Below are 23,126 nucleotides of genomic sequence, written 5' to 3' on the forward strand. Positions count from 1 at the left end.
TCACTTTCCTTTGTTGTTCTCCTTAATGAACATATCGAGCGCTGCCGTCATAGAGGGCGCCTGTACGCTGGGAGCTTCCAAATCCAAACGAAGTCCGGCGTCACGCACAGCTTGCGCTGTTGTAGAACCGAAGGTTCCGATCTTAATTTCTTTCTGTTCGAAATCCGGGAAATTCTTCTTCAAAGAAGACACACCTGCAGGACTAAAGAACACCAACATATCGTAATCAAACTTCTCGTCCGAAGTAAAGTCATTACTTACCGTACGATACATAACTACTTCCGTATGCTGAATCTTGCTTTTATCCAGCAAATTCTTAATTTCTTCTGTATGCACATCCGACATTGGCACTAAGTACTTTTCAGTCTTATGCTTTACAATCGAAGGCAACAAATCGTCAAACTTTCCGGTATTTCCAAAGAAAATCTTACGCTTGCGGTATTGTACATACTTCTGGATGTACAAGGCAATCGTCTCCGTTACACAGAAATATTTCATGGTTTCGGGGATTGTCACACGCAATTCCGTACAAAGATGAAAAAAGTGATCGATTGCATGACGCGAAGTGAAAATCACGGCAGTATGGTCCAATATAGACACTTTTTGCTGTCTGAACTCTTTCGCTGAAAGGCTCTCTACTTTGATAAACGGGCGAAAATCGATCTTCACACCGTACTTCTCTGCAATGTCGTAGTAAGGAGATTTCTCTGATGCCGGTTTCGGCTGCGACACAAGTACTTTCTTAATTTTCAACGTCCTAAAATTTTATTATCAAATAATCGTTTAGTTGCATCATCCCCTGATATAACATGAAACAAGGCATGATTTCAAGGGCACAAAAGTACAAAATTAAAAGGAAACTGCCATGTAAATTGTTACAAAAAAGCTTTAACCACTTATATAACATCAATATTTTAGTAAAAAAGGCTAAAATCAATCCAATTATCACTGTAAGTTGCAGACTTAAATCGAAATAGACAATAAATAGAGCGAATGGAAAAAGGGCAAATCCGAGGTAATAAAGTAGGGTAGAATACGATTCGAGCCAAAGCGCCGTGACACTTTCGTCAAAAAAAATCCAACCCAGTACGGAATAGACAATCCACTTCAAAAATAGATACAGCATACCGACCCCGATATAAATTACCAGTAACATAAAGGGCGGGACATGGTGTACCAACTCCGGCTGAATATCATTGCAATAATTAAAAATACAGACACCGACAAGAACACAGGTTTGTAGAATCAACAGCAACAGATAGCGCATATCACCTGCCGTCGAAGTGGCAAATATACTGGTGCGCTCACGATGCAGCAAGAAATCCTTTACCAGTTGCAACAAGAACCGGCGGCTGCGTGAAAGGACATAGGCCGAAAGAAAAAAACAGCACAACAAGACAATGGTAAGACCATCGTCCATTCTTGGAGAATAAGGAATGGGAATCCCTTCAGCTCCTCCTGTCGCCCATGTCATCAACAGGTTTATCATATTGCTGCAAACTTACGAATGGAGGCATCCCACAAAGGAGTGGTATGTACCAATTCAACAGCTTCCCCCGCTGTTTCCGCCACATGCCAGATAGCGCCATGCTGCGCACGCATAAAATTCTCTTCTACGGCTTTCCGGAGCATGGCGAGCAACGGGTCGAAATAGCCTTTTACATTCAGTATAACTATCGGATTCAGATAAAGTCCCAATTGTTTCCAAGTTATGACTTCAAGCAATTCTTCCAGAGTACCGCAACCACCGGGCAGCGCTATCACGGCATCACTCAAATCCGCCATCATTTTCTTGCGCTCGTGCATACTTTCCACCTCCACAAGTTCAGTCAATCCCGTATGATGCCATCCCTGTTCGACCATAAAACGGGGTATCACTCCGGTAACTTCACCTCCCGCAGCAAGTGCCGCATCCGAAACGGCAGACATAAGTCCCATATTGCCTGCACCATTAATCAAACGGATATGCCGCTGCCCCAGCAACGTTCCCAACTCATGGGCCGCATCGAAATAAACCGGGTCAATCTTGGTACTTGAAGCGCTGTACACACATACGGAGGTTATTTTATTCATCGTCTTTTAGCTATATCAATTATACTTGTTGCAAAGGTATATGATTTTAAGGAGATTTGAAAAAAGAAGCTGCTCATTCTGCTTCGGAATATTCCGGAGGCAGAAAGGCAGCTTTCTATAATAAATAGCTTGTAAAGCTATGCTGATTACTGTTTAATGAAGAATGAAAAATGAAGAACGAAGAATTAGATACCGAAGGCGGTTTTCACTTTATCAACGTAATCCAATTTTTCCCATGTGAAAAGCTCAACAGTCACATCCTTGTCGCCTTCATAACGAGACTTGAAACGCTTGGTGATGACTTGCGGCTCGCGTCCCATATGACCGTAGGCGGCAGTTTCCTGATAGATAGGATTACGCAACTTCAAACGGTCTTCGATAGCTTTCGGACGAAGGTCGAAGATTTCATCAATCTTCTTGGCTATCTCACCGTCGCTCATATTTACATGAGCGCGACCGTAAGTGTTTACATATATATTGATAGGACGCGCCACACCGATGGCATAAGACACCTGCACCAACATTTCGTCCGCTACACCGGCAGCAACCAGATTCTTGGCTATATGACGGGCAGCGTATGCAGCGCTACGGTCTACTTTGCTAGGGTCTTTACCGGAGAAGGCGCCACCGCCATGTGCACCCTTACCGCCGTAAGTGTCTACAATAATCTTGCGTCCGGTCAAGCCGGTATCTCCATGAGGACCGCCGATTACAAACTTGCCCGTAGGGTTAACGTGATATTTGATATTATCGTTAAACAACAACAATACCTTCTCATGGTGAATAGAAGCAATGACGCGGGGCATCAGAATATTAATGACATCATTACGGATGATACCCAGCATCTCCTCATCCGCCTTCAACCGGGCAGCGTCGCTGTCGTCGGCAGGCAGAATGAAATCATCATGCTGAGTGGAAACTACGATTGTATCGATACGTACGGGATTGCCATTATCGTCATATTCAATGGTTACCTGGCTTTTGGAGTCCGGGCGGAGATAAGTCATTACCTCTCCTTCTCGACGGATGTCCGCCAATACTTGCAGAATGCGATGAGCAAGATCCAATGAAAGCGGCATATAATTTTCCGTCTCATTGGTGGCGTAACCGAACATCATACCCTGATCGCCCGCACCTTGTTCCATAGGATCTTGGCGTTCCACACCCCGGTTGATATCGGGACTCTGTTCGTGGATGGCGGAAAGCACGCCGCACGAATTACTCTCGAACATATACTCGCCTTTGGTATAGCCGATTTTCTTAATTACTTCACGCGCAATGAGTTGAAGATCAACATACGCCTTGGTTTTCACTTCTCCAGCCAGCACCACCTGTCCGGTAGTAACCAGAGTTTCGCAAGCTACTTTCGAACTGGGGTCGTAAGCCAACAGTTTGTCAAGCACAGCGTCCGATATTTGATCGGCCACTTTGTCGGGGTGTCCTTCAGACACCGATTCGGATGTGAATAAATATCCCATTTCAATTAAAAATTAAGAATGAACAATTAAAAACGGAAATGAGGGGGAAGCGTCATCAATGAGTAGGTATGCAAGTCCCGGTACAGTGTAGTACCGTCAGAAAAGGATGTGTTTTAGCATTTTTTTCTGTGGTTGCAAGCTACTCAAATCTTTCCACATATCATTTTCGGCTGCAAAGATAAAGAGAAATTCCGTATACTCCACAACAGATTACACAGATTAACACAGATTTATTACTTCCCCTGCAGCATTTCTTCCAAGTCGGTCCATACAGGCAATGCAATTTCCGACCCCGGTGGATAAATTTCCTTTAGCGGACGCATCACAAAATCACGTTCACACATCAGCGGATGCGGCAATTTCAGTTCGGGCGCATCAAGGCGGACAAGAGTTCCGCCAATTGTAAAACAGAGCAATAAGTCTATATCTATCAGCCTATCACTGTATACTCCCCCGGCGGATTTCCGCGTACGTCCTATTTCACGCTCTATCTCTTGGGTGAGATGCAGGACAGGCAGCGGCGGAAGAAGCGTCTCCGCGCAGACTACCGCATTCAGAAACGTATTCTCCGAGGAGAACCCCCACGGGGCAGTAGCGTAAAAAGCGGACAGGGAAATCACTTTCCCTACCCGCTCTTCTATTTTCCGGACGGCGAGACGAAGATTATGCTCCTTGTCGCCAAGATTAGTCCCCAGACCGAAGAATATCAAGAATGAAGAATTCTTCATTACTTAATTATTTATCTGTAATCAGCATCGCATCGCCATACGTACCGAAGCGGTAATCTTCCTTCAACGCCACATTGTAGGCTTCCATCACCTGGTCGTAACCGCCGAAGGCGGCAACAATCATCAACAGGGTGGAAAGCGGCATATGGAAGTTGGACACCATTGCATTGGCAACCGTAAAGTCATACGGCGGGAAGATGAACTTATTTGTCCAACCCTCGTATTCCTTCAAATGGCCGTCTGTGCTGACAGTGCTCTCTATCGCACGCATCACCGTAGTACCTACGGCACATACCTGTCTGTTAAAGTCCTTGGCACGGTTCACAACCTTTACAGCTTCTTCCGTGACAATCATTTGTTCGGAATCCGTTTTATGTTTAGTGAGGTCCTCCACATCGATATCGCGGAAGTTACCCAAGCCGGCATGCAGCGTAATGTAAGCAAAGTCTATCCCCTTAATCTCCATGCGCTTCATCAGTTCACGGCTGAAATGGAGACTTGCCGTCGGGGCTGTTACAGCACCTTCGTTACGGGCAAAGATGGACTGGAAGCGTTCCGAATCTTCCGGTTCCACGGGACGGTTGATGATGCTGTGCGGCAGCGGCGTTTCGCCCAATGCGTACAGGGCTTTCTTGAACTCATCATGCGGCCCGTCATAAAGGAAGCGAAGGGTACGTCCGCGTGAGGTAGTATTGTCAATCACCTCAGCCACCATGGAATCGTCTTCACCAAAATAGAGTTTATTTCCGATACGGATTTTACGGGCAGGATCTACCAGCACATCCCATAAACGCAACTCTTCATTCAACTCACGCAACAGAAAAACCTCAATACGGGCGCCGGTCTTTTCCTTGTTACCGTACAAACGGGCCGGAAACACCTTCGTATCATTAAAGATAAATACATCCTTATCATCGAAATACTCCAATATATCCTTGAACATACGGTGTTCGATTTCGCCCGTCTTTCTGTGTAGTACCATCAAGCGTGACTCATCTCTATACCTTGTAGGATGTAAGGCAATCTTCTCTTCAGGAAGTTTAAATTTAAATTGCGACAGTTTCATAATTATAATGTGCTAATATGCTGATGTGCCAATGTGCCGACGAAGCGCAAGACAACAGCACGATGTTAATAATCAATTTTCTTCTATTACAACTTCTTGTCCGTCTATCCACTCTTTGAAATCAAGCGGGTTAAGGCAATCTTCTATACGGACTTCCCCTACACGGGTACGCTCCAAAGCCGTGAGGTGGGCGCCGCTATTCAACGCCTCACCGATGTCACGCGCCAAAGCGCGGATGTAAGTGCCCTTGCTGCACACCACCCGAACCTTGATTTCCGGCAGGTTGCATTCCAGCAATTCAATCTCGTCAATCACCAGCAACTTGGGCTTCAACTCCACTTCTTCGCCTTTGCGGGCAAGGTCGTAGGCACGCTTTCCGTTCACCATGCAGGCCGAGAAAGCGGGGGGCACTTGCTGTATCTCACCGATAAATTTTTTCAGAGTCTCCTCTACCAGCTCCCTCGTGATGTGTTCCGTAGGATAGGTAGCATCTATCTCATGCTCCAAATCATAGGAAGGAGTGGTAGCACCCAACCGGATGGTGGCAACATACTCCTTGGTGTGATACTGGAATTCTTCAATCCGCTTTGTAGCCTTGCCCGTACACACTATCATCACTCCCGTAGCGAGAGGGTCGAGTGTGCCCGCATGGCCAACTTTCAATTTCTTTACTTTCATCCGCCGGCAGATATGATAGCGCGCATGGCCTACGACCTTGAACGATGTCCATCCCAACGGCTTGTTGAAATACAGAACTTCTCCTTCTTTAAAATTCATCATCACACTACTTCTAAATTATGTCCTGTAAGCAACAACAGAAGGATAATCCCTCCTACGATGATGCGATACCAGCCGAATGCCTTGAAACCATATTTCGTCACGAAGCTGATAAAGAACTTAATAGCAAGCAAAGCCACCACGAAAGCCACCACATTGCCAAGTATCAATGCCGGCATATTATTCACGATAATCTCCGTTCCACCGTCCAGAAAGAGTTTCAACATTTTATAGACCGTAGCCGCAAACATCGTGGGAACAGCCAGGAAGAAAGAGAACTCTGCCGCAGCCTTGCGAGTCATTTTCTGTGCCATACCGCCGACAATCGTCGCCATGGAACGAGACACGCCCGGTATCATTGCAATACACTGGAACAGACCGATATTAAAAGCCTTCTTCTCCGTCAGGACAGTATCTTCACTGCCTTTAGAGAATATCTTGTCGCAGAACAGCATGAACACACCGCCAATCACAAGCATTACAGCCACCACAGTCACACTTTCCAGCATCTCGTCAATCTTGTCACTGAACAGGAATCCCAATACAGCCGCCGGAACAAATGCCACCAGCAACTTCCAGTAAAAGTCGAACTTATGCAGAAAACGCTTCAATGCAGAAGCTCCTGCCGGAACCGGAGTATGGTTTAAACGGAAAAAACGCTTCCAATACAACCAAACTACCGAAAGGATTGCACCGAACTGTATAATCACCGTAAAGGCTTTTACAAATTCCGTACTCTCTATGCCCAACAGATTCTGTGCAATAATCATGTGTCCCGTAGAAGAAACCGGCAAGAACTCCGTCAATCCCTCTACGATAGCTATAATAATCACTTCAAGCGTACTCAAATCTCCCATAATCACTCTTTTGTTTCTTCTTTTGTTTTCGGTTTACGCAATACGGCATATATCATGAATACAAACCCCAACAGGCAGACCAATGGAGCCACTTTAATGCGTCTTACACTAAAAATGTCCGGTTCAAAGTGTGTCGGTGTAGATACGGGACCGGTCATTAAAATAAAACCAAGTATTACCACCGCCATACCGACAGCAAGCAAAATAAAATTGGTCTTGTCAAAAGCGAACTTCTGTTTACTCATCTATTTACATTTATTATTAAACTCCTATATATAATATAACGTGCTCGCTTTCATCCTCAGATACTTATTGATAGAAAGCAACGCACACAGCCAAGTAATGAGCACTCCAAACACCAGTACGGCAACGGAAACCAGCAACATCACCTCAGGCGTAATCACCCTGATTAATTCCGGCTCATAAGAAACCAGCCAATAGGCGGCTCCCCACAGGACAGCATCGGCAATGACAGCCGACAACACGCCTATCCAGAAATTACGCCGCAAGAACGGACGCCTGATAAAGCTCCAGCTTGCCCCCACCAGCTTCATTGTATGAATAAGGAAGCGTTTGGAATAGATAGTCAGACGGATTGTATTGTTTATCAACGCAAAGGAAATGAAAGTAAGAATGACAGCCAGCCCCAACAGCATCAGGCTGATATTGCGGATATTATCATTCACCGCATCTATCAGGTCTTTCTGATAAAGCACTTCCTGAATATTCGTATTTTTCTTGATTTTCTTCTCTATCTTGGCAATGCTGTCCGAATTGGCATAATCCGAATGCAGCTTAATCTCGATGGACGCCGTAAAAGGATTATAGCCGAGGAACTCCTGCGGGTCTGTCCCCATCGCCTCGGTTTGTTCGCGAAGCGCCTGTTTCTTGGAGATATATTCAGTCTCCTTCACAAACGGCTCTTTATCCAACTTCTTCTGCAGTTTCAGAATATCGCTCTCTTTCATATCATCACTGATAAGAATAGAGAAGTTGATATTCTCCTTTACGTACACGGAAAGATTGTGAGCCCCCAATACAAAGAACACCACCAAGCCCAACAACAGCAATACCAATGTAGTACTTATGCTGGATGTGATGAACTGCATATCAAAATAGGATACCGAATTACGTTTAGCTTTCATTAAATCACCTTTTTTTACGAAACACATAAATCATGGAACTGCTGCGCTCTTTCTTTACCAACGCATGGAACCATGCCAATGTACCGGTAATCATACCCCGCATGAACGGGCACGAACGGCGCATATTTTTCTCTGTCAACATGGACACGTAGAACGCGTCAAACGGCATGGGATGACGTTCCGCCAAAATAAAGCCATGCTTGGAACCCAACCGTTGGATAGTGCCGGGAGTGAAATGCCACAAATGCCGGGGCACATCGTAGGCAGCCCAATAAGCTCCGTATTTCTTGGCGTCGTACGAAGAGCAGTTGGGTACGGCTACAATCAGCACTCCTTTTTCCGTCAGCAACGAATTCAGCGCTTCCCAAGTCTCATTCAGCGATTCAAGGTGCTCCATTACGTGCCACAGGGTAATGACATCAAAACTATCCGGTTCAAAATCTTTCAACGCCGTATCAGGCTTTACCTCCAAGCCGAAATGCTCTTTGGCAAAAGCACGTGCACGGGCATTCTTCTCAATAGCTTCCACCTGCCAGCCGCAACGCCTCATTGTATCGGCAAAATAACCGGTTCCCGTACCGATGTCCAGCAAACGTCCTGTTTTACGATGTGCCTCATGCGTCACCAAACGGGCTTTGCGCTTCAACATATAGCTGCGCACCCAATGGTATACGGAGTTCATCACCCCTTTTTTCGTATCTGAATGGGATATATAATCGGGAGTTTCATAATAGCGTCCAATTTCCGCTTCTACGGGAAAATCCTGAGTCAATATAAAACCACAGTCCCTGCAACGGCACAAGTGGAATACTTCACCCGAAGCATAATGGTCTACGCAGGTCAGGATACGCTCCAAATGCGTTCCACCACATACCGGACAAGCTTTAATAGTGAGTTTATTCATCGAACGTTTACCAATAAGGAAGTGCAGTCTGAACCGAACAGACCGCACTTATCCTAAATTTGGTGCAAAATAACAAATAAAAAGTGATTTACAAGGTTTTCATTAAGGAGATTTAATAAATGATGCCCTATAATGGCATTACATACCCTACGATTCCGATTTTTCTCCAATCACCTCGTTTATCATAACTTGCTTTATCCGCCACAGTATAATAATATCCTTTACCGTCAGTAGCCTCAAACAAAGGGACGCTTCCCTTTTGAGGTGAATCGTAAATATAGCCTATCATCACTTTATCACTACCCGCTTTCTCACTATTCATAGAGAGCCTTTGAAGAATTCCCTGCTTATAAGTATAGAGCGGGGCGGTATTTTCTTCCTGATTTTGGTACAGGGAACAGATAGCCCCTTCATATTTACATTCACTTCTTGCCGAACAAGCCTCATAAGAATTGAAATAAGCATAATTATACCCACTCCAAGCCTGAATTAAAGGTACGGTGGCTACTACTTTCAGTGTATTTTCAGCGATATATGCTTTCACAGCCTCTTGTAGCTGTGCCTTTTTAGTCTTATCACTTATTACTCTGTAAATAGGAATCGTTTCTATATAGGTAAGCGCATAGTTTGTCTCATCCGGATCGGTACCGAACCATTCTATAAGTTCTTTTTCTACGGGAGGTAAAGAAAGCAGAGATGTATTCCCCCCACAAAATTCCATGATTAATTGCCCGCCTGCTCCTTTAGGCAGTCTCTCATCTGTTATTGGAATAGTCCCCGTCCCAATTCCTATCTCCGCCATTTTATTAAGTGTATAATATAATAAAACGCTTTGAGATTTATCTCCAAATGAAAGCAATTCCGGAATGGTGGTACGGAACAAACTCTTATAGCGCATTCCCAATCCTGTACGTTTCAAAATATGTGTACCATACTTCTTGACAATTTCTTCCGGTGCCAAATTTTGAATATCATTCCTGAAATCAGTGGTAAAACAAGGTTCTGATTGGTAATCAAGAGCCCAAAACATACTATCAAATCCCATGCCATATTTAGTATAGGTTTGTTGGCAACTGACAAAAGAAAATTGTGATGAATGCGCATAGTCTGCCTGAAATTCCGGATGTTTAAGCAAAGCCCCCGTAAACAGGGGATCTGAAAACTCATAGGTTTCTACACGAGAAATATCAGCTACCCGCTCCAAAAACTTCAGCGGATTTTCTCCCATAAGATTAGTGGGGAAACCGCTCCGAGACGGAAGAATCCGTATTGATGTATGCTCACTTTCCTCTACTAACTGCAAATCAAAGACCGGGGCTCTTACAGCCTCAAAACTCAAATAATCTTTTGTAATATCATACCCCGCTCCAAGTAGCTGAATATCTTTATGAGGATAAATCTTAAAAATAGGTTCTTTATCCGGCACAGCACAAAACTCCATGGGAGAATTGGCCTGCAAAGGCCGAGGTTTATAAAAGTTAGAATCTTCATCATCATCACAACTGAAAAAAGCACAAAGCACTAATGTAAATAGCAAAGTTCTTGTTTTCATAACTTATCAGATTTGGTGTCCTCCAAATATACGGAATTAAAAATGAATATAGTCATTAATAATCAAATATTTATAAGTTATGGGAGTATTCATCCTATTCATGACGACACAATGCAATCATCATAGAAATATAGCGTATACCACAAAAAAGAACAGGCAATATTCAAAGTACTCATATTCTCTATTTCTTTCACCCACATTGATAAGATATAGCCCATTCTTAAAGAAAAGTTGGCCACACATCACCTTTCTTCGTGCTTATGTACCACTTTGTTTCTCCCGCCTCATCCACTTTCTGAGAAACAGAAAATTCATGCAACTTGGTAACATATATAGTATTTGTCTGCGGCTGTGTCAACAATATAGCAAAAGAGTACTCACCTTTCACAGGCGGATAATACACACCTAAGAAAGATACATAAGTCTCCCTGTTTTCCGCATTATTTATTTTCCCTATAGACATACGATACCCATACTCAGTGGTAAACCCCGGAGTATAAAAGCTCAATAGGTAATAAACATAATCAGGCTGAAAAATACGCCCATATACAGGGGCAGAAGACAACATCTTATATTCTTCTTCTGTGAAATCCATATATAATTGAATCTGCCCGCTAAGCCCCGAAACGCCTATATTACTTTCATGGTTTGATGGGTAAATATAGCTCTCCAAATACTTCATATTATAATCAGAAGTTTCAGATATATTATCATCATCCGAACAGGCACAAACTCCTGCAAGCATACTAAAAAGTATACTATAAAAATATAGCCTATTCATTCCTTTCATTTTTTAATTACCCAATTTATCATTTTACAAGACTTACAATATATCCCCAAGTTATATCTCCTGCCTCATCCACAACCGGAAGTATTTTCAATGAATATGTTCTTGTTATACGAAACGTATTAGTTGAAGGTTGTGTAAGGCGAATAGCAAACTTATACTCCCCACTAACTTCTGAAACACGAATACGCATACCATAGGTTATATATTTACTTTTATAAAGTTCTGATTCGTAAGGATGCTCAGTTATATCCCAATAATGATAAGCTTTCTCACCCCAACTTGTAGGATTTATAAGAACATCAAACGGATCAAAGTGACTTAAATAATGAGTTTCGGTTTCATCCTTATTCAATATGCTTAGATAAGTAGGAAGAGAACGTATAAAGCGTAAATCATCATCATTTAAAGCTAAATACAGATAAACATACGAATCAGGAGATTTACAATAGGGACGTTCAGAAAGCTCTTGTGTTCCTATTATATTATCTATAAGTTCATAGCCACTCTCACTATTCGGATAACAGGTTGCTTCATTGGATTCGTCATCTGAACAACCACCTAAAATGCTCAATAAAAAAATATAATAGAAAAATGATAAATTCACTTTCATAATTGATATTTGTTTCATATAAATATTATTTTATTTAAGGAATAAGCATACATTTATCCTCTTCTGGATAATTTATTGTTTTATTAATAGACCACTTAATGGAGTAATGATCTGTATAGTTCAAAGAATCTGGATTATATATTAAATGCCATTATTTGTTTTTTCATTGTGTTTTTCAATTTATGATGTTACAAAATAAAACCACCCTCCAGTAACACTCCATCTGAAGTTATTTCAATTAAATACTCACCACTACTGTTTCCACTTAAATCAATATTTACTGTAGAGTCGTATAAGTAGGCATCTATTATCACTAAACCCATAAATCAAAGGAATCACCTTATACACTAATCTTGGAATCTGGGCATTTAAGAAAGTCGTACTACCTATTACAGCAAATAACATCACTAAACATAGAATTCGTTTCATACCATTATTTTTTATGATTTGATAACAAAGGTAGACCGATTCCCTTGCAGAATAGTGTAAAGCAAGTGTAAAAAAGAAAGTTTACATATAAAAATAAGCTCCCAAATAGTACTATTTAACATTATTTAGCAATTCTCTTAGCTTTCCTTTTTCATATTTTTCGCCCATCTTCATTAGTATATCGTGTTCAGAGTTATAAACCGTAGGGCGTGTACAGTGCATTACGTAAGCTATATGAGTAACTGGAAAATTAAGAAGTAACAAGCAACAGAGACAAGTATGCTTAGGAGATAAATTATATTGAAGTGACACACGAGATACCAAATTATTAGTATAACTATTAACTCCCATAATCAACTGCTTCCACTCGTTATCACTCAGTACATTATCCGATTTATCCTTCCATTTAAAATCAGTAATGATAAGGTTTAACTTGACATACACTGGAGAATGCAGCAATGTTTCTTTTGCCAAAGCTGCATGCTCACCCTTATTAACCTGTAATTCTTCCGATAAAATCACCTGTTGTTTCTCATCTATATATCGGTTATTAATCTTATTTTTCAACAATTCTATTTCCTTCTCTTTCCGCCTTAACTGCTCTTGAAATAATGCATATTGCCTATAAGAAGCTGTCTGCAACTCCAATAAAACTTTTCTATTTTTATGATATTTACATTTATAATATTTTCTGAAACAATAAATAGCCATACATCCAAACACAATAACAGCAAAAAGCACATATTTATACCGACTCAAAAAATCTCTGTATCGTACCTGCTGCTGTTGCATCCAGACTTCTTTTTCTGCTGTAAGTATATCATTACTTTGTGACAAATTATTCAAACTATCCATATAGATGGAACGTAATCTCTCCATTTTGAGTGATTCAACAGAATCACCGCACAACAATGCTATATCCGCCAAACGAGTATAGCCCCCTGCTTTAATGGACAAATCCTTTGCATCAAGGCATTTATTAATATAAAAGATTGCTGAATCGTACTGCTCCATTTGATAAAAAGCATCCCCAAACATCAGAAAATCCGAATAATCCTGCCCCTCACCTGCTTCTAAAAAAAACTTCAAACGTGCATATTCAAGTGCTTTCTCTTTTTTTCCCATTCTACTATAAAGAGAACTCAGTGAACCAGCTACAACAGCCCGAGTTCTGTTATCCCCAAAATTTCCCAATGCTCGATTAACATCCAAATACTTCTGCTCCGCCTCAACATAGCGCTTACATCGAAAATCCACCTTACCTTGCCACAAAAGACCGTTCACCCACATACAAGTATCATTTAAACACCTTCCTATCCGTTCTCCCAGCCGAAAAAGAGAATCAGCTTTAGCGGGCATATCTTGCAAATAATACAAGTAGCCGGCATTTACATAAATATTGCCAATCAACTCATAATTATGGATTTCTTCTCCCAGCAAAGCGGCTTTAAGATATTCTTTCACTGCCATACCATGCTTATTGGAATCCCTGTAAATACTTCCCAGTAAATAATGTGCCCGTGCCTGCATTGCTGTATTACCGTGTACATCATAATATTCTACAACTGAACGTATCAGTGAGTCATCTGTCTGAGTAATAAAGTTTTTGTCTCTCGCCTGTATCAGCAGTAAGGCATAATAAGCACTATCACTCTTTGTTTTCAGTGCTTGAATTGGAATATTCTCCAAAATAAGAAGAGCACTATCAGGAGATAAAGACATCAGCGAATCTATTTGCACAAGCCGAATACTATAACTGCGTCGGAACGTACAAGCTGATAAAATAATGACAAGCAAAGTAATCGCAACAATTGTGTTTTTCATAGAGTTCTCCTATCGCTTCATTTTATACAGCAAAAATAGTGATATTACGGCATTCCATTATCCTCTTTTTCCTAATTCTTCTGTTTATCATAATTTTATTTATCCCCTACGCCATAATGTAGCAATAGTTTTTTTCTGTTTCTTATCTGCAAAGCGTATAACTTCAAAAATATGGCAAAAGATAGAAAGCATTGTGTTCGTTCTTGAGCGGACAAGTGTCCGATAATGAACATATACGAGAATATAATAACCATTGATAATCAACAGCTTACATCTTTGGCACAGGATTTGAATTTTATTAGGCGAAGGCGTTCGAAAAAAGATAATCCGGAAAGGCAACTTTTTATATCGGAAACAGCGTCTAAAGGTAAAACGGAAATAGTAACAATAAAAAAATAAAGATTATGAAAACTACAAATTTATTCAAAGCAATCGCATTCGTAGCAATGATTATCGTAAGCGTAATGAACTCAGAAGTAAAGGCTCAGGACAACTTCATTACCAATGAAGAAGTAAAGAATGACTTGGTAGTAGCAAAAACAATCTTCAAGCAAGACGGTACATACCTTTACAACCATATGCGTTATGAATTTACATACGACAACGAAAACCGTCTGACCGGCAAAACCGCCTCCAAATGGGACAGCCTGAAAAGCCAATGGACACCTTACTTCAAAATGTCGTACCAATACGAAAATAATGAAATCATCATGTCATATGCACGTTGGAACAATGCTCACAAGGCTTACGACAAAGATATGGAGAAAAGCGTATATGAAATGAACGAAGAGAATGTGCCAACCGCATAGGCCATACGGAAAACCTGCCGGCAATGGCGGAATAACAGAAAATTAAAGTTAACAATACATTAATAAAAAAGGGCATGGTTCGTGAGAATCGTGCCCTTTTGCTTTTTAACTCGTTCGTATTTCAAATTAACGCCACGCGTTTCAGAAGTAAACACCGAGTGTTTCAAGAACAAAACTCAGGCATTAACTATCAAAAATCATGGCGTTTCAAGAGTTAACTCAAGAGATTTTATTAAAAGTGATTCTTACGAAGTAAGATTATATATTATTATATATATATTATATCACTTGCGGAAACTTTACCGGTAAAGTTTCCGCAAAATCTTACTGCTTTCCGCAGAATCAAATTTCCTCTCCTTTTAGTGTTGCCGAACTGCTTTCTGTAATCTTAACCGTCACAAAATCACCTATCCGGTGCGTTCCCCGGTCAAAGACAACTACACGGTTCTGCTCGGTGCGTCCGAAAAGCTGGTCGCGTGAGCGTTTGGAAACACCTTCTACCAACACTTCATAAGTTTTTCCTACACAACGTGCATTGGCCTCTGCAGAAAGACGGTTTTGTAAAGCGATAATCTCGTTCAAACGGCGAATCTTCACTTCCTCAGGTACATCATCCGGCAAATGTTTGCTGGCATACGTACCCGGACGTTCGGAATACTTAAACATAAAGGCGGCATCATAACCACACGCTTCCATCAAGGAGAGGGAAAGTTGGTGGTCCTCCTCCGTTTCCGAATGGAAACCGGAGAAAATATCCGTAGACAAGCCACAATCCGGAATGATGCGGCGAATAGCGTCTACACGCTCCAAATACCATTCGCGAGTATATTTACGGTTCATCAACTTCAAGATACGGCTGCTTCCGCTCTGTACAGGCAAGTGTATATGCTTACATACATTGGGAACTTCCGCAATGACTTGCAGGGTTTCATCGCTCATATCTTTGGGATGAGAGGTGGTGAAACGGACACGGACACCCGGAGCCGACTCGGCTACAATACGCAGCAGCATAGGGAAAGTTATCACTTCTCCATCCTCTTTCTCAAAACGATAGGAGTTGACGTTCTGCCCCAACAGGGTCACTTCCTTATAACCCTTAGCCACCAAATCGGCAACTTCATTCAAAATGCTTTCCACATCCCGGCTACGCTCCCGTCCGCGGGTATAAGGAACGATGCAATAAGTACAAAAATTATTGCAGCCCCGCATAATGGAAACAAAACCCGAAATGTGATTTCCGCAAATGCGCGAAGGTATCACATCACGATAAGTTTCCGTTGTGGACAGCTCCACGTTAATAGCTTTCTCTCCGGCCTCCACGGCAGCTATCAAATCGGGCAAAGTGAGATAAGCATCCGGACCTACCACCAAGTCGACATGATGATTCGTAATCAGGTCATCCTTGACACGCTCTGCCATACACCCCAACACACCGACAATCAGATTCTTTTTCTTCTTCTTAAGCGAATGGAAAAACTCCAGACGGTTTAAAATCTTTTGTTCGGCATTATCACGGATAGAACAGGTATTCATGAACACCGCATCCGCTTCTTCCAGCGTTTCGGCCACCGAATATCCTGCCATCTGCATCACAGAGGCTATCACTTCACTATCTGCCACATTCATCTGGCAGCCATAGGTTTCGATGAACAACTTTTTGTTTTCATCAGCAGTTGCAGATTTAAAGTCTGCTCCCGTCACATTTTCCATAATCAGTTCGTTTAAAATCAAGTTACATTATTTACATCTTGTCATTCAGAGCGTAGCGAAGAATCTGCTCCCTTTATGTAGTCAGAGGGAAAGGATTCTTCGCTACGCTCTGAATGACAGAGTGCAAAGATACATCTTCACTCTCAATAAAGTGGTGAAACTACGGAAAAATCATACATAAGCTCTCTCTACTCGATATGTTTCTACTGATTCTCGACACGTTTCTACTAATTTATGTTAAGCGACTAAACATTTTCCGAGTGTTAATTTGGCATTGTTGAAATAAATTTCCAATTTTGTGGAATGAAAGAAACATTAGATTTTTTCATAGTTAAGGTTTAGGTTAAAAAAATAAGGGGAGCTGTGAAGCTGCCCTTTTTTAATGCCAATTTGTTGGTTACAATCAGATTAAATAATTACCTTTGGCGATGAAAAAATAAAGAAAGGCTTATGGAAGACATCTTCAAATTTCTGTTGGTTGTGGGCGTTATTGTTATAAGTTTTGTCAGCCAAGCAAAAAAAGGAGCGAAAAAGAAAGCTGGCAACAGTCCTGCCATGCCTGTGCCCGATGAAGAGAATCCCCTTCCTGAAAGTTGGAACGACGGAACTTACGGCGGATATATACCGGAAGGGCCCAAGCCCGAAGCTATTGCAACACGAAAGAAAACAGAAAAACAGCAGAAACCTGCCCCAAAACAGTCTTTCATTCATCAGAACACCGACAATACACTTCCCGAACCGGCCGACGCCTCATCCGAATTTGAAATACACTCGGCGGAAGAAGCACGCAAGGCTATTATCTGGGGAGAGATATTACAACGAAAGTATTAATGCAATTGAAAGTTGAATTGATTCCTTACACGAAAAAAATAACTATACATTATGGCATTTAATTACATTTCAGCAGCAGAAGCTGCAAGCCTGATTAAACATGGCTACAATATCGGCTTGAGCGGATTTACTCCCGCAGGAACAGCCAAAGCCGTTACGGCTGAACTGGCAAAAATCGCAGAAGCGGAACATGCCAAAGGAAATCCTTTCCAGATAGGCATTTTTACAGGAGCCTCAACCGGCGACTCCTGCGACGGTATCCTTTCACGCGTCAAAGCTATCCGCTACCGTGCTCCTTACACAACCAACCCCGATTTCCGTAAAGCGGTAAACAATGGCGAGATTGCCTACAACGACATCCATTTGTCGCAAATGGCGCAAGAAGTACGCTACGGCTTTATGGGAAAAGTAAATGTAGCCATCATCGAAGCCTGTGAGGTGACTCCCGACGGTAAAATCTATCTGACCGCTGCCGGCGGTATCGCTCCTACTATCTGCCGCCTTGCCGACCGGATTATTATCGAACTGAATGCCGCACACAGCAAAAACGCTATGGGTCTGCACGACGTTTACGAACCGCTTGACCCGCCCTACCGTCGCGAAATACCTATCTTCAAACCGAGCGACCGTATCGGACAGCCTTACATTCAGGTAGACCCGAAGAAGATTGTAGGTGTCGTAGAAACCAACTGGCCGGATGAAGCCCGCTCATTTGCCGCCGCCGACCCGCTGACTGACAAAATCGGGCAGAACGTAGCCGACTTCCTTGCCGCAGACATGAAACGCGGTATTATTCCTTCTACCTTCCTGCCGTTGCAGTCGGGCGTAGGAAACATCGCCAACGCAGTGTTAGGCGCTTTAGGACGTGACAAAACAATTCCGGCATTCGAAATGTACACAGAGGTTATCCAGAACTCCGTTATCGGACTGATTCGCGAAGGCCGCGTGAAGTTTGGCAGCGCTTGTTCACTGACCGTAACCAACGACTGCCTGAACGGCATATACGAGGATATGGACTTCTTCCGCGACAAGCTGGTTCTCCGTCCGTCGGAAATTTCCAACAGCCCCGAGGTGGTGCGCCGTTTAGGTATCATCTCTATCAACACTGCCATCGAAGCCGACCTCTACGGAAACGTAAACTCCACCCATATCGGCGGTACGAAGATGATGAACGGTATCGGCGGTTCGGGCGACTTTACGCGCAACGCTTATATCTCTATCTTTACTTGCCCGTCTGTTGCCAAAGAAGGCAAAATCAGCGCTATCGTACCTATGGTTTCCCATGTGGACCACAGCGAGCATGATGTCAACATCATCGTTACCGAACAAGGTGTTGCCGACCTGCGCGGCAAGAGCCCGAAAGAACGTGCCCAAGCCATCATTGAGAACTGTGTTCATCCGGACTACAAGAATATCCTATGGGATTATCTGAAACTGACCGACGGCAAGGCTCAGACTCCTCATGCCATGCGTGCCGCTTTGGCTATGCACGCCGAACTGGCGAAAAGCGGGGATATGAAGAATATTGACTGGGCACAGTACAAATAAAGGCAATCCCTTCAATCAAAAAGATTTTTTAGGCACGGATTACGCGGATTTCACGGATTTTTTAATTTAATGCTGTATTTTTAATCCGTGAAATCCGTGTAATCCGTGCCTGAAAAAATCAGCAAGTAAGTTTTGGTGTATACCTCTTATCAATTCATACCAACCGAAAATTCATCGGATAAGTATATCACAGACAGTATCTTGGAATTTACGTGCCTCCCTGCCGGAAAGCACATTCTGATTCATAATGGCAAAAGCAATCTGATGTCCGTTGCTTGCCGTCAGATAACCTGCCAAACAATTTATAGCGGTAAAGGAACCGGTTTTGGCATGTACATTCTTATAAGAAGGTGTTCCTTTCCTCATACGGTTTTTCAGTGTTCCGTCCACTCCGCCGATGGGCAATGCCTTATATAGTTTTTGGAACACATCCGTACGCGAATAAGCAAACTTCAAGAAAGCTACTAAAAGTTCCGATGAGATATAGTTATAGTTGGAAAGCCCGCAACCGTCTGCCAGATTATAGCGGTCGGGAGCATGACCCAGTTTTTTTATCAACCGGCGGATAGCCGAAAGTCCGTCTTCGGCAGAGATATGCCTGTTGCCCGTGGACTGTGCACCTAAACGGCACAGCATAGCCTCGGCATTCAAGTTGTCGCTCTCTTTCATAATTTGATTGACTACTGCCTGCACGGAAGTATTATAAGATGCCATTCGCACAGAAATACTGTCTTTTTGAAATTCATTGAAAGAATAATCGGACAGACAACGGATGCCTTTTGCCTGCAAACGTTCCAAGAACGTATGCATAAAAAAGTCCTGTGAAGAATAGATATTCACCGTACCGGTACGCTTCCCGTCCACATTACCCGATACCGTTATGTCATTGCCGTTCTCCAGCCAGTTGCGGGATACACGGAAACGCCCGGCAGAGGGAGTACGGGTTTTCGTTGTATTGGCCAGTGTATAATAAGACGAAGCGGGAGTACATTCCAAGCGTGCCGTATCTCCCTGTACGCCGGGAAAAGCTGTTACCGTAACCGCTCCCTTGCCGAGCATCAGCGGCGACAAATATGGCTGAAAGGAATGAGGCGTATCATCCCATAACCAGCCGCTTCCCCAATACAAAGAGTCTTTCATGGAAACATCGCCATATATCTTGCCCTGAAGCACAGAAAAAGGCAGACGCGCCACCCTACTGACCAAAGAGTCCAACGCTTCATCATCAAACTCCGGATCAAAACCTCCGACAACGTATATATCTCCTTTCAGCGTATCACGTTCAATCACTCCCTTATACCAAACCTCCGTACAAAAAGGCTCGTTTGCCTCAGGGCGTGCAAGCGCCGTAATCGTAGTCAGTAACTTCATTGTAGAAGCCGGACGGGAAAGTTTGTCAGCCTGATAAGCATACAGCGTTTCATTAGCGCTCAAATCGTACACCGAAACAGATACATTGGAACCTTCGGGCAGTTTATATTTTATCAGTGTATCCAGTTGCGAAGAAAGGGAGTTTATTTCTGTCGATACTCCCTGTGCAGGCAATATACAAGGAATCAGTGTCAAAATGAACACAATCGGTAACAAGCTGCATTTTCTCATCTTCTCACAAGCTATCATTTAGATTCAACTATTACCTGATGCTTTTTAGCAACCGGCTTCTCAAATCTTCCTTTACATTGATTACAAACATACTCCCAATGGTTAGTACCCGGAGCAGCACCCGCCAGCAAAGAGGCGACAGCTGCCGCAACAGCTCTTAGCCGATGTCCTTTTCTAAGGACAAATTTAATGTCGGAAGAGCCGCAGAAAGGACAGTACCTCAATTGTTCGGGAATCATCTGGTTTTGTTCCAACAGATTGATTGCCGCTTCATAGTTTTCTTCGTTCACCAGTATGTCTACACCTGTCAGATTACTTACCTGCAATCCCGCCAGCAGTGTGGACATATTCTCATTCCGTAACATAGAATCAATTCCTTCGTTCTGCAACGCTCCCTGAATAATATGGGCTTGAGTTGCAGAATCGCAAGTCATCAACTTTACGATTTTCATGATATAGCGTATTTCATTTAAGTGAATAAGTAAATGTGCATAATTAGTTTATACTATCTGTCATTCAGAGCGTATTTAGTTAAAGAGCTTCCTTAAAGATTTCACCCACCGTAGGATGCGGAAATACAATCCTCTTCCATTCTGCCGCCGTCAATCCAAGTTCGACAGCCATACCTGCCAACGTGACAATCTCCGAAGCCGGATTGCCCAGCAAATGTGCTCCCAAAACAGTATCGTCTTCTGCCAACAGCAACTTACACATACCGTTGACACCTTCATTCTCCGCTACAAAACGACCGGAATAAGCCATAGGCAACTTCACCGTACGATAGGAAACGCCTTTTTTTTGTAAAGACTCTTCCGTATCTCCCACACCCGCAATCTCCGGATTGGTATATACCACGCCGGGGATAGCCTTGTAACTCATACAGTCTTTCTCGCCCAATATAGTATGTACCGCCACTTCCGCCTCGCGTACGGCAGTATGGGCCAATAAAGAAAATCCGGTCAAGTCTCCGCACGCATACACACCCGGAACGGAAGTCCGCATCTGTCCGTCAACCCGTATGCTGCCGCGTTCCGTTTTTTCCGGATTCAGATTCTCCAGTCCGAAGCCTTTCATTACAGGGCGGCGTCCCACACTCATCAATAATTTATCTGCGGTTACAGAACCTGCACTCTCGGCATTCTCATAACTCACTTCTACCTGCGCCTGCCGTTCCTCCGACAGACTTTCGTTCAGTGACACTACCTTCGTACCCAGCATGAATTTAATACCGCGCTTGGCATATTCCGCACGCAGCATGGCAGACAGTTCCTTGTCCATTCCGCCCAATATTTCATCCAGCATCTCAATGACAGTGACCTCTACCCCCAGACTATTGAAGAATGAGGCGAACTCCATACCGATTACCCCGCCGCCGATGACAGCCAGCGATTCAGGAAGTTCTTTATTATCCAATGCGTCACGATGCGTCCAATAAGGCACCGCATCTACTCCGGGAATAGGCGGAATAAATGTTTCCGACCCTGTGCAAAGCAATAAATTGTCACATTCATACGTTTCGTCGCCACACAGAATATGATTCTTATCTATGATTGAAGCCTCTCCATTCACAATAGTCACATTATTGGCAGTCAGTTTTCCTTTGACCCCCAACACCAGCTTTCGCACTACTTTCTGTTTGCGGGCTATAATTTTGGACAAGTCGAATGATACCTCCGCCACATTGACCGCATATTTGGATGCGTGGCGCGCACTATCATATGTTTTTGCCGAATACAATAAAGTCTTGGTAGGAATACACCCTTCATTCAGGCACACTCCGCCAAGGCTTTGTTTCTCGAAAAGCACAACGCTCAGACCGGCTTTTCCGGCTGTTTCCGCAGCCGTATATCCCGCAGGACCTCCACCGATAATGGCAACTTGATATTTCATAGTTCTTGCATTTATAGATTTCTGCATGCAAGATACAACAAGAAATTCAGAAAAAAGGCATGATAACCCACTTAATTATCACCGGCAGATGATATACGTTCTTCCAACAGCCGGATAAACTCCTCCTCTTTAACGGGAAGAAGCGCTACGCACTTGCCCTCTCCATACCTTATCAGTACATAGCGCATAACGGCAAATCTGCCTATCCGCATGGAAGAAGTACGTTCTACCGATGTAATATCCTTCAACAGAATCTCCTGCCCCCGCGAAAAGCGGCCGAAGAACAACAACAGCTTATTATCGGCAGTAACGGTATAGGTAGTATGAATCAACTTCTCGATGCTGACAACCAACAAAAGCATAAACAGAACAGCAACAAGAATGTGCTTCTCCCAAAGACCGTAAACAGCCATTGCACCTGCCAAGAGGATAAACAAATACTGTCCGGCAGCGATACGTGCATGAAAAATTCGATTCATTTTATCCGGTTTTTGCCGCTAAGG

At 43.0% G+C, this 23,126-nt stretch carries 23 protein-coding genes; 3 read left to right on the forward strand and 20 right to left on the reverse strand.

The genetic code is table 11. The features are described 5' to 3' along the window. The 15 genes from DW121_RS03350 to DW121_RS03425 all read right to left on the reverse strand — a co-directional run bounded on the left by DW121_RS03350 (position 1) and on the right by DW121_RS03425 (position 14,233). Positions 1 to 753 (reverse strand): uroporphyrinogen-III synthase, encoded by a 753-nt coding sequence (locus DW121_RS03350; RefSeq protein ID WP_118323030.1) that lies wholly within the window; start codon positions 751 to 753, stop codon positions 1 to 3. 4 nt (positions 754 to 757) lie between these two features. Next, entirely contained in the window at positions 758 to 1,489 is a 732-nt protein-coding gene (locus tag DW121_RS03355; RefSeq protein WP_117710470.1) for a DUF4271 domain-containing protein, read from the reverse strand. Further along, on the reverse strand, positions 1,486 to 2,073 hold the full coding sequence (locus DW121_RS03360) for a TIGR00730 family Rossman fold protein (RefSeq protein ID WP_117710471.1): 588 nt from the start codon (positions 2,071 to 2,073) through the stop codon (positions 1,486 to 1,488). Before DW121_RS03360 ends, DW121_RS03355 begins: the two co-directional genes overlap by 4 nt. 185 nt (positions 2,074 to 2,258) lie before the next feature. Continuing rightward, positions 2,259 to 3,551 carry a methionine adenosyltransferase gene (gene metK / locus DW121_RS03365; protein WP_118323031.1) on the reverse strand — a complete coding sequence of 431 codons (1,293 nt, stop codon included), beginning with the start codon at positions 3,549 to 3,551 and terminating at the stop codon, positions 2,259 to 2,261. A gap of 233 nt (positions 3,552 to 3,784) precedes the next feature. Then, positions 3,785 to 4,279 (reverse strand): 2-amino-4-hydroxy-6-hydroxymethyldihydropteridine diphosphokinase, encoded by a 495-nt coding sequence (gene folK, locus DW121_RS03370; RefSeq protein WP_117710473.1) that lies wholly within the window; start codon positions 4,277 to 4,279, stop codon positions 3,785 to 3,787. Between the two features lie 7 nt (positions 4,280 to 4,286). Then, the gene (gene queA / locus DW121_RS03375; protein WP_117710474.1) at positions 4,287 to 5,345 is read right to left on the reverse strand and encodes a tRNA preQ1(34) S-adenosylmethionine ribosyltransferase-isomerase QueA; all 1,059 of its coding nucleotides are present in this window, start codon (positions 5,343 to 5,345) and stop codon (positions 4,287 to 4,289) included. Positions 5,346 to 5,417: 72 nt separating this feature from the next. Then, positions 5,418 to 6,125, reverse strand: coding sequence for a tRNA pseudouridine(55) synthase TruB (truB, locus tag DW121_RS03380; RefSeq protein WP_118323032.1), 708 nt, complete (start codon positions 6,123 to 6,125; stop codon positions 5,418 to 5,420). After that, on the reverse strand, positions 6,125 to 6,979 hold the full coding sequence (locus tag DW121_RS03385; RefSeq protein WP_117710593.1) for an undecaprenyl-diphosphate phosphatase: 855 nt from the start codon (positions 6,977 to 6,979) through the stop codon (positions 6,125 to 6,127). The genes truB and DW121_RS03385 overlap by 1 nt, the downstream gene beginning before the upstream one ends. Positions 6,980 to 6,981: 2 nt before the next feature. Continuing rightward, positions 6,982 to 7,224, reverse strand: a complete 243-nt coding sequence (locus tag DW121_RS03390) for a DUF3098 domain-containing protein (RefSeq protein ID WP_117710476.1) — start codon at positions 7,222 to 7,224, stop codon at positions 6,982 to 6,984. A gap of 24 nt (positions 7,225 to 7,248) precedes the next feature. Next, the gene (locus DW121_RS03395) at positions 7,249 to 8,124 is read right to left on the reverse strand and encodes a cell division protein FtsX (RefSeq protein WP_117710477.1); all 876 of its coding nucleotides are present in this window, start codon (positions 8,122 to 8,124) and stop codon (positions 7,249 to 7,251) included. A 4-nt stretch (positions 8,125 to 8,128) separates the two neighbouring features. After that, on the reverse strand, positions 8,129 to 9,028 hold the full coding sequence (locus tag DW121_RS03400) for a class I SAM-dependent methyltransferase (RefSeq protein ID WP_118323033.1): 900 nt from the start codon (positions 9,026 to 9,028) through the stop codon (positions 8,129 to 8,131). 127 nt (positions 9,029 to 9,155) lie between these two features. After that, complete coding sequence (locus tag DW121_RS03405) at positions 9,156 to 10,580, reverse strand: MAC/perforin domain-containing protein (RefSeq protein ID WP_118323034.1); 1,425 nt, start codon at positions 10,578 to 10,580, stop codon at positions 9,156 to 9,158. 220 nt (positions 10,581 to 10,800) lie between these two features. Beyond that, positions 10,801 to 11,370: a hypothetical protein gene (locus DW121_RS03410; protein WP_147331356.1), complete on the reverse strand. Its 570-nt coding sequence runs from the start codon at positions 11,368 to 11,370 to the stop codon at positions 10,801 to 10,803. A 19-nt stretch (positions 11,371 to 11,389) separates the two neighbouring features. Continuing rightward, entirely contained in the window at positions 11,390 to 11,998 is a 609-nt protein-coding gene (locus DW121_RS03415) for a hypothetical protein (protein WP_147331357.1), read from the reverse strand. A 522-nt stretch (positions 11,999 to 12,520) separates the two neighbouring features. Continuing rightward, a complete protein-coding gene (locus tag DW121_RS03425; RefSeq protein ID WP_118323036.1) occupies positions 12,521 to 14,233 on the reverse strand; it encodes a tetratricopeptide repeat protein in 1,713 nt (570 codons plus the stop codon). A 404-nt stretch (positions 14,234 to 14,637) separates the two neighbouring features. Between DW121_RS03425 and DW121_RS03430 the strand changes: the two genes are divergently transcribed. Beyond that, entirely contained in the window at positions 14,638 to 15,042 is a 405-nt protein-coding gene (locus tag DW121_RS03430; RefSeq protein ID WP_118323037.1) for a DUF3836 domain-containing protein, read from the forward strand. Positions 15,043 to 15,384: 342 nt separating this feature from the next. On the opposite strand, the gene miaB is transcribed toward DW121_RS03430, so the two are convergent. Then, a complete protein-coding gene (miaB, locus tag DW121_RS03435) occupies positions 15,385 to 16,752 on the reverse strand; it encodes a tRNA (N6-isopentenyl adenosine(37)-C2)-methylthiotransferase MiaB (protein ID WP_117710486.1) in 1,368 nt (455 codons plus the stop codon). Positions 16,753 to 17,202: 450 nt separating this feature from the next. Here miaB and DW121_RS03440 point away from each other — a divergent pair, with 450 nt between their 5' ends. Both DW121_RS03440 and DW121_RS03445 read left to right on the forward strand, forming a co-directional pair. After that, positions 17,203 to 17,583: a hypothetical protein gene (locus DW121_RS03440; protein WP_117710487.1), complete on the forward strand. Its 381-nt coding sequence runs from the start codon at positions 17,203 to 17,205 to the stop codon at positions 17,581 to 17,583. Between the two features lie 51 nt (positions 17,584 to 17,634). Then, on the forward strand, positions 17,635 to 19,131 hold the full coding sequence (locus DW121_RS03445) for an acetyl-CoA hydrolase/transferase family protein (protein WP_117710488.1): 1,497 nt from the start codon (positions 17,635 to 17,637) through the stop codon (positions 19,129 to 19,131). A gap of 171 nt (positions 19,132 to 19,302) precedes the next feature. Here the strand turns inward: DW121_RS03445 and dacB are convergent, their stop codons facing one another. The 4 genes from dacB to DW121_RS03465 form a co-directional block, all read right to left on the reverse strand. Continuing rightward, positions 19,303 to 20,751 (reverse strand): D-alanyl-D-alanine carboxypeptidase/D-alanyl-D-alanine-endopeptidase, encoded by a 1,449-nt coding sequence (gene dacB / locus DW121_RS03450; RefSeq protein WP_118323038.1) that lies wholly within the window; start codon positions 20,749 to 20,751, stop codon positions 19,303 to 19,305. Next, positions 20,748 to 21,185 (reverse strand): DUF2007 domain-containing protein, encoded by a 438-nt coding sequence (locus tag DW121_RS03455; RefSeq protein WP_117710490.1) that lies wholly within the window; start codon positions 21,183 to 21,185, stop codon positions 20,748 to 20,750. The genes dacB and DW121_RS03455 overlap by 4 nt, the downstream gene beginning before the upstream one ends. A 79-nt stretch (positions 21,186 to 21,264) precedes the next feature. Further along, the gene (lpdA, locus tag DW121_RS03460; RefSeq protein ID WP_118323102.1) at positions 21,265 to 22,623 is read right to left on the reverse strand and encodes a dihydrolipoyl dehydrogenase; all 1,359 of its coding nucleotides are present in this window, start codon (positions 22,621 to 22,623) and stop codon (positions 21,265 to 21,267) included. 71 nt (positions 22,624 to 22,694) lie between these two features. Beyond that, positions 22,695 to 23,102 carry a PH domain-containing protein gene (locus DW121_RS03465; RefSeq protein ID WP_117710491.1) on the reverse strand — a complete coding sequence of 136 codons (408 nt, stop codon included), beginning with the start codon at positions 23,100 to 23,102 and terminating at the stop codon, positions 22,695 to 22,697. Between the last annotated feature and the right edge of the window lie 24 nt (positions 23,103 to 23,126).

It is taken from the genome of Bacteroides sp. AM10-21B, from assembly GCF_003472565.1.
Taxonomy (GTDB): Bacteria; Bacteroidota; Bacteroidia; order Bacteroidales; family Bacteroidaceae; genus Bacteroides; species Bacteroides propionicigenes.

Bases quoted from the DNA above. Each gene is read 5' to 3' on its own strand.
- DW121_RS03390 (WP_117710476.1), bottom strand. From the start codon at position 7,224: ATGAGTAAACAGAAGTTCGCTTTTGACAAGACCAATTTTATTTTGCTT.
- DW121_RS03425 (WP_118323036.1), bottom strand. From the start codon at position 14,233: ATGAAAAACACAATTGTTGCGATTACTTTGCTTGTCATTATTTTATCA.
- DW121_RS03465 (WP_117710491.1), bottom strand. From the start codon at position 23,102: ATGAATCGAATTTTTCATGCACGTATCGCTGCCGGACAGTATTTGTTT.
- DW121_RS03415 (WP_147331357.1), bottom strand. From the start codon at position 11,998: ATGAAACAAATATCAATTATGAAAGTGAATTTATCATTTTTCTATTAT.
- folK (WP_117710473.1), bottom strand. From the start codon at position 4,279: ATGAAGAATTCTTCATTCTTGATATTCTTCGGTCTGGGGACTAATCTT.
- DW121_RS03410 (WP_147331356.1), bottom strand. From the start codon at position 11,370: ATGAAAGGAATGAATAGGCTATATTTTTATAGTATACTTTTTAGTATG.
- DW121_RS03385 (WP_117710593.1), bottom strand. From the start codon at position 6,979: ATGGGAGATTTGAGTACGCTTGAAGTGATTATTATAGCTATCGTAGAG.
- truB (WP_118323032.1), bottom strand. From the start codon at position 6,125: ATGATGAATTTTAAAGAAGGAGAAGTTCTGTATTTCAACAAGCCGTTG.
- lpdA (WP_118323102.1), bottom strand. From the start codon at position 22,623: ATGAAATATCAAGTTGCCATTATCGGTGGAGGTCCTGCGGGATATACG.
- DW121_RS03405 (WP_118323034.1), bottom strand. From the start codon at position 10,580: ATGAAAACAAGAACTTTGCTATTTACATTAGTGCTTTGTGCTTTTTTC.
- queA (WP_117710474.1), bottom strand. From the start codon at position 5,345: ATGAAACTGTCGCAATTTAAATTTAAACTTCCTGAAGAGAAGATTGCC.
- DW121_RS03440 (WP_117710487.1), top strand. From the start codon at position 17,203: ATGGAAGACATCTTCAAATTTCTGTTGGTTGTGGGCGTTATTGTTATA.
- DW121_RS03455 (WP_117710490.1), bottom strand. From the start codon at position 21,185: ATGAAAATCGTAAAGTTGATGACTTGCGATTCTGCAACTCAAGCCCAT.
- DW121_RS03445 (WP_117710488.1), top strand. From the start codon at position 17,635: ATGGCATTTAATTACATTTCAGCAGCAGAAGCTGCAAGCCTGATTAAA.
- DW121_RS03430 (WP_118323037.1), top strand. From the start codon at position 14,638: ATGAAAACTACAAATTTATTCAAAGCAATCGCATTCGTAGCAATGATT.
- dacB (WP_118323038.1), bottom strand. From the start codon at position 20,751: ATGATAGCTTGTGAGAAGATGAGAAAATGCAGCTTGTTACCGATTGTG.
- miaB (WP_117710486.1), bottom strand. From the start codon at position 16,752: ATGGAAAATGTGACGGGAGCAGACTTTAAATCTGCAACTGCTGATGAA.
- DW121_RS03355 (WP_117710470.1), bottom strand. From the start codon at position 1,489: ATGATAAACCTGTTGATGACATGGGCGACAGGAGGAGCTGAAGGGATT.
- DW121_RS03360 (WP_117710471.1), bottom strand. From the start codon at position 2,073: ATGAATAAAATAACCTCCGTATGTGTGTACAGCGCTTCAAGTACCAAG.
- DW121_RS03395 (WP_117710477.1), bottom strand. From the start codon at position 8,124: ATGAAAGCTAAACGTAATTCGGTATCCTATTTTGATATGCAGTTCATC.
- metK (WP_118323031.1), bottom strand. From the start codon at position 3,551: ATGGGATATTTATTCACATCCGAATCGGTGTCTGAAGGACACCCCGAC.
- DW121_RS03400 (WP_118323033.1), bottom strand. From the start codon at position 9,028: ATGAATAAACTCACTATTAAAGCTTGTCCGGTATGTGGTGGAACGCAT.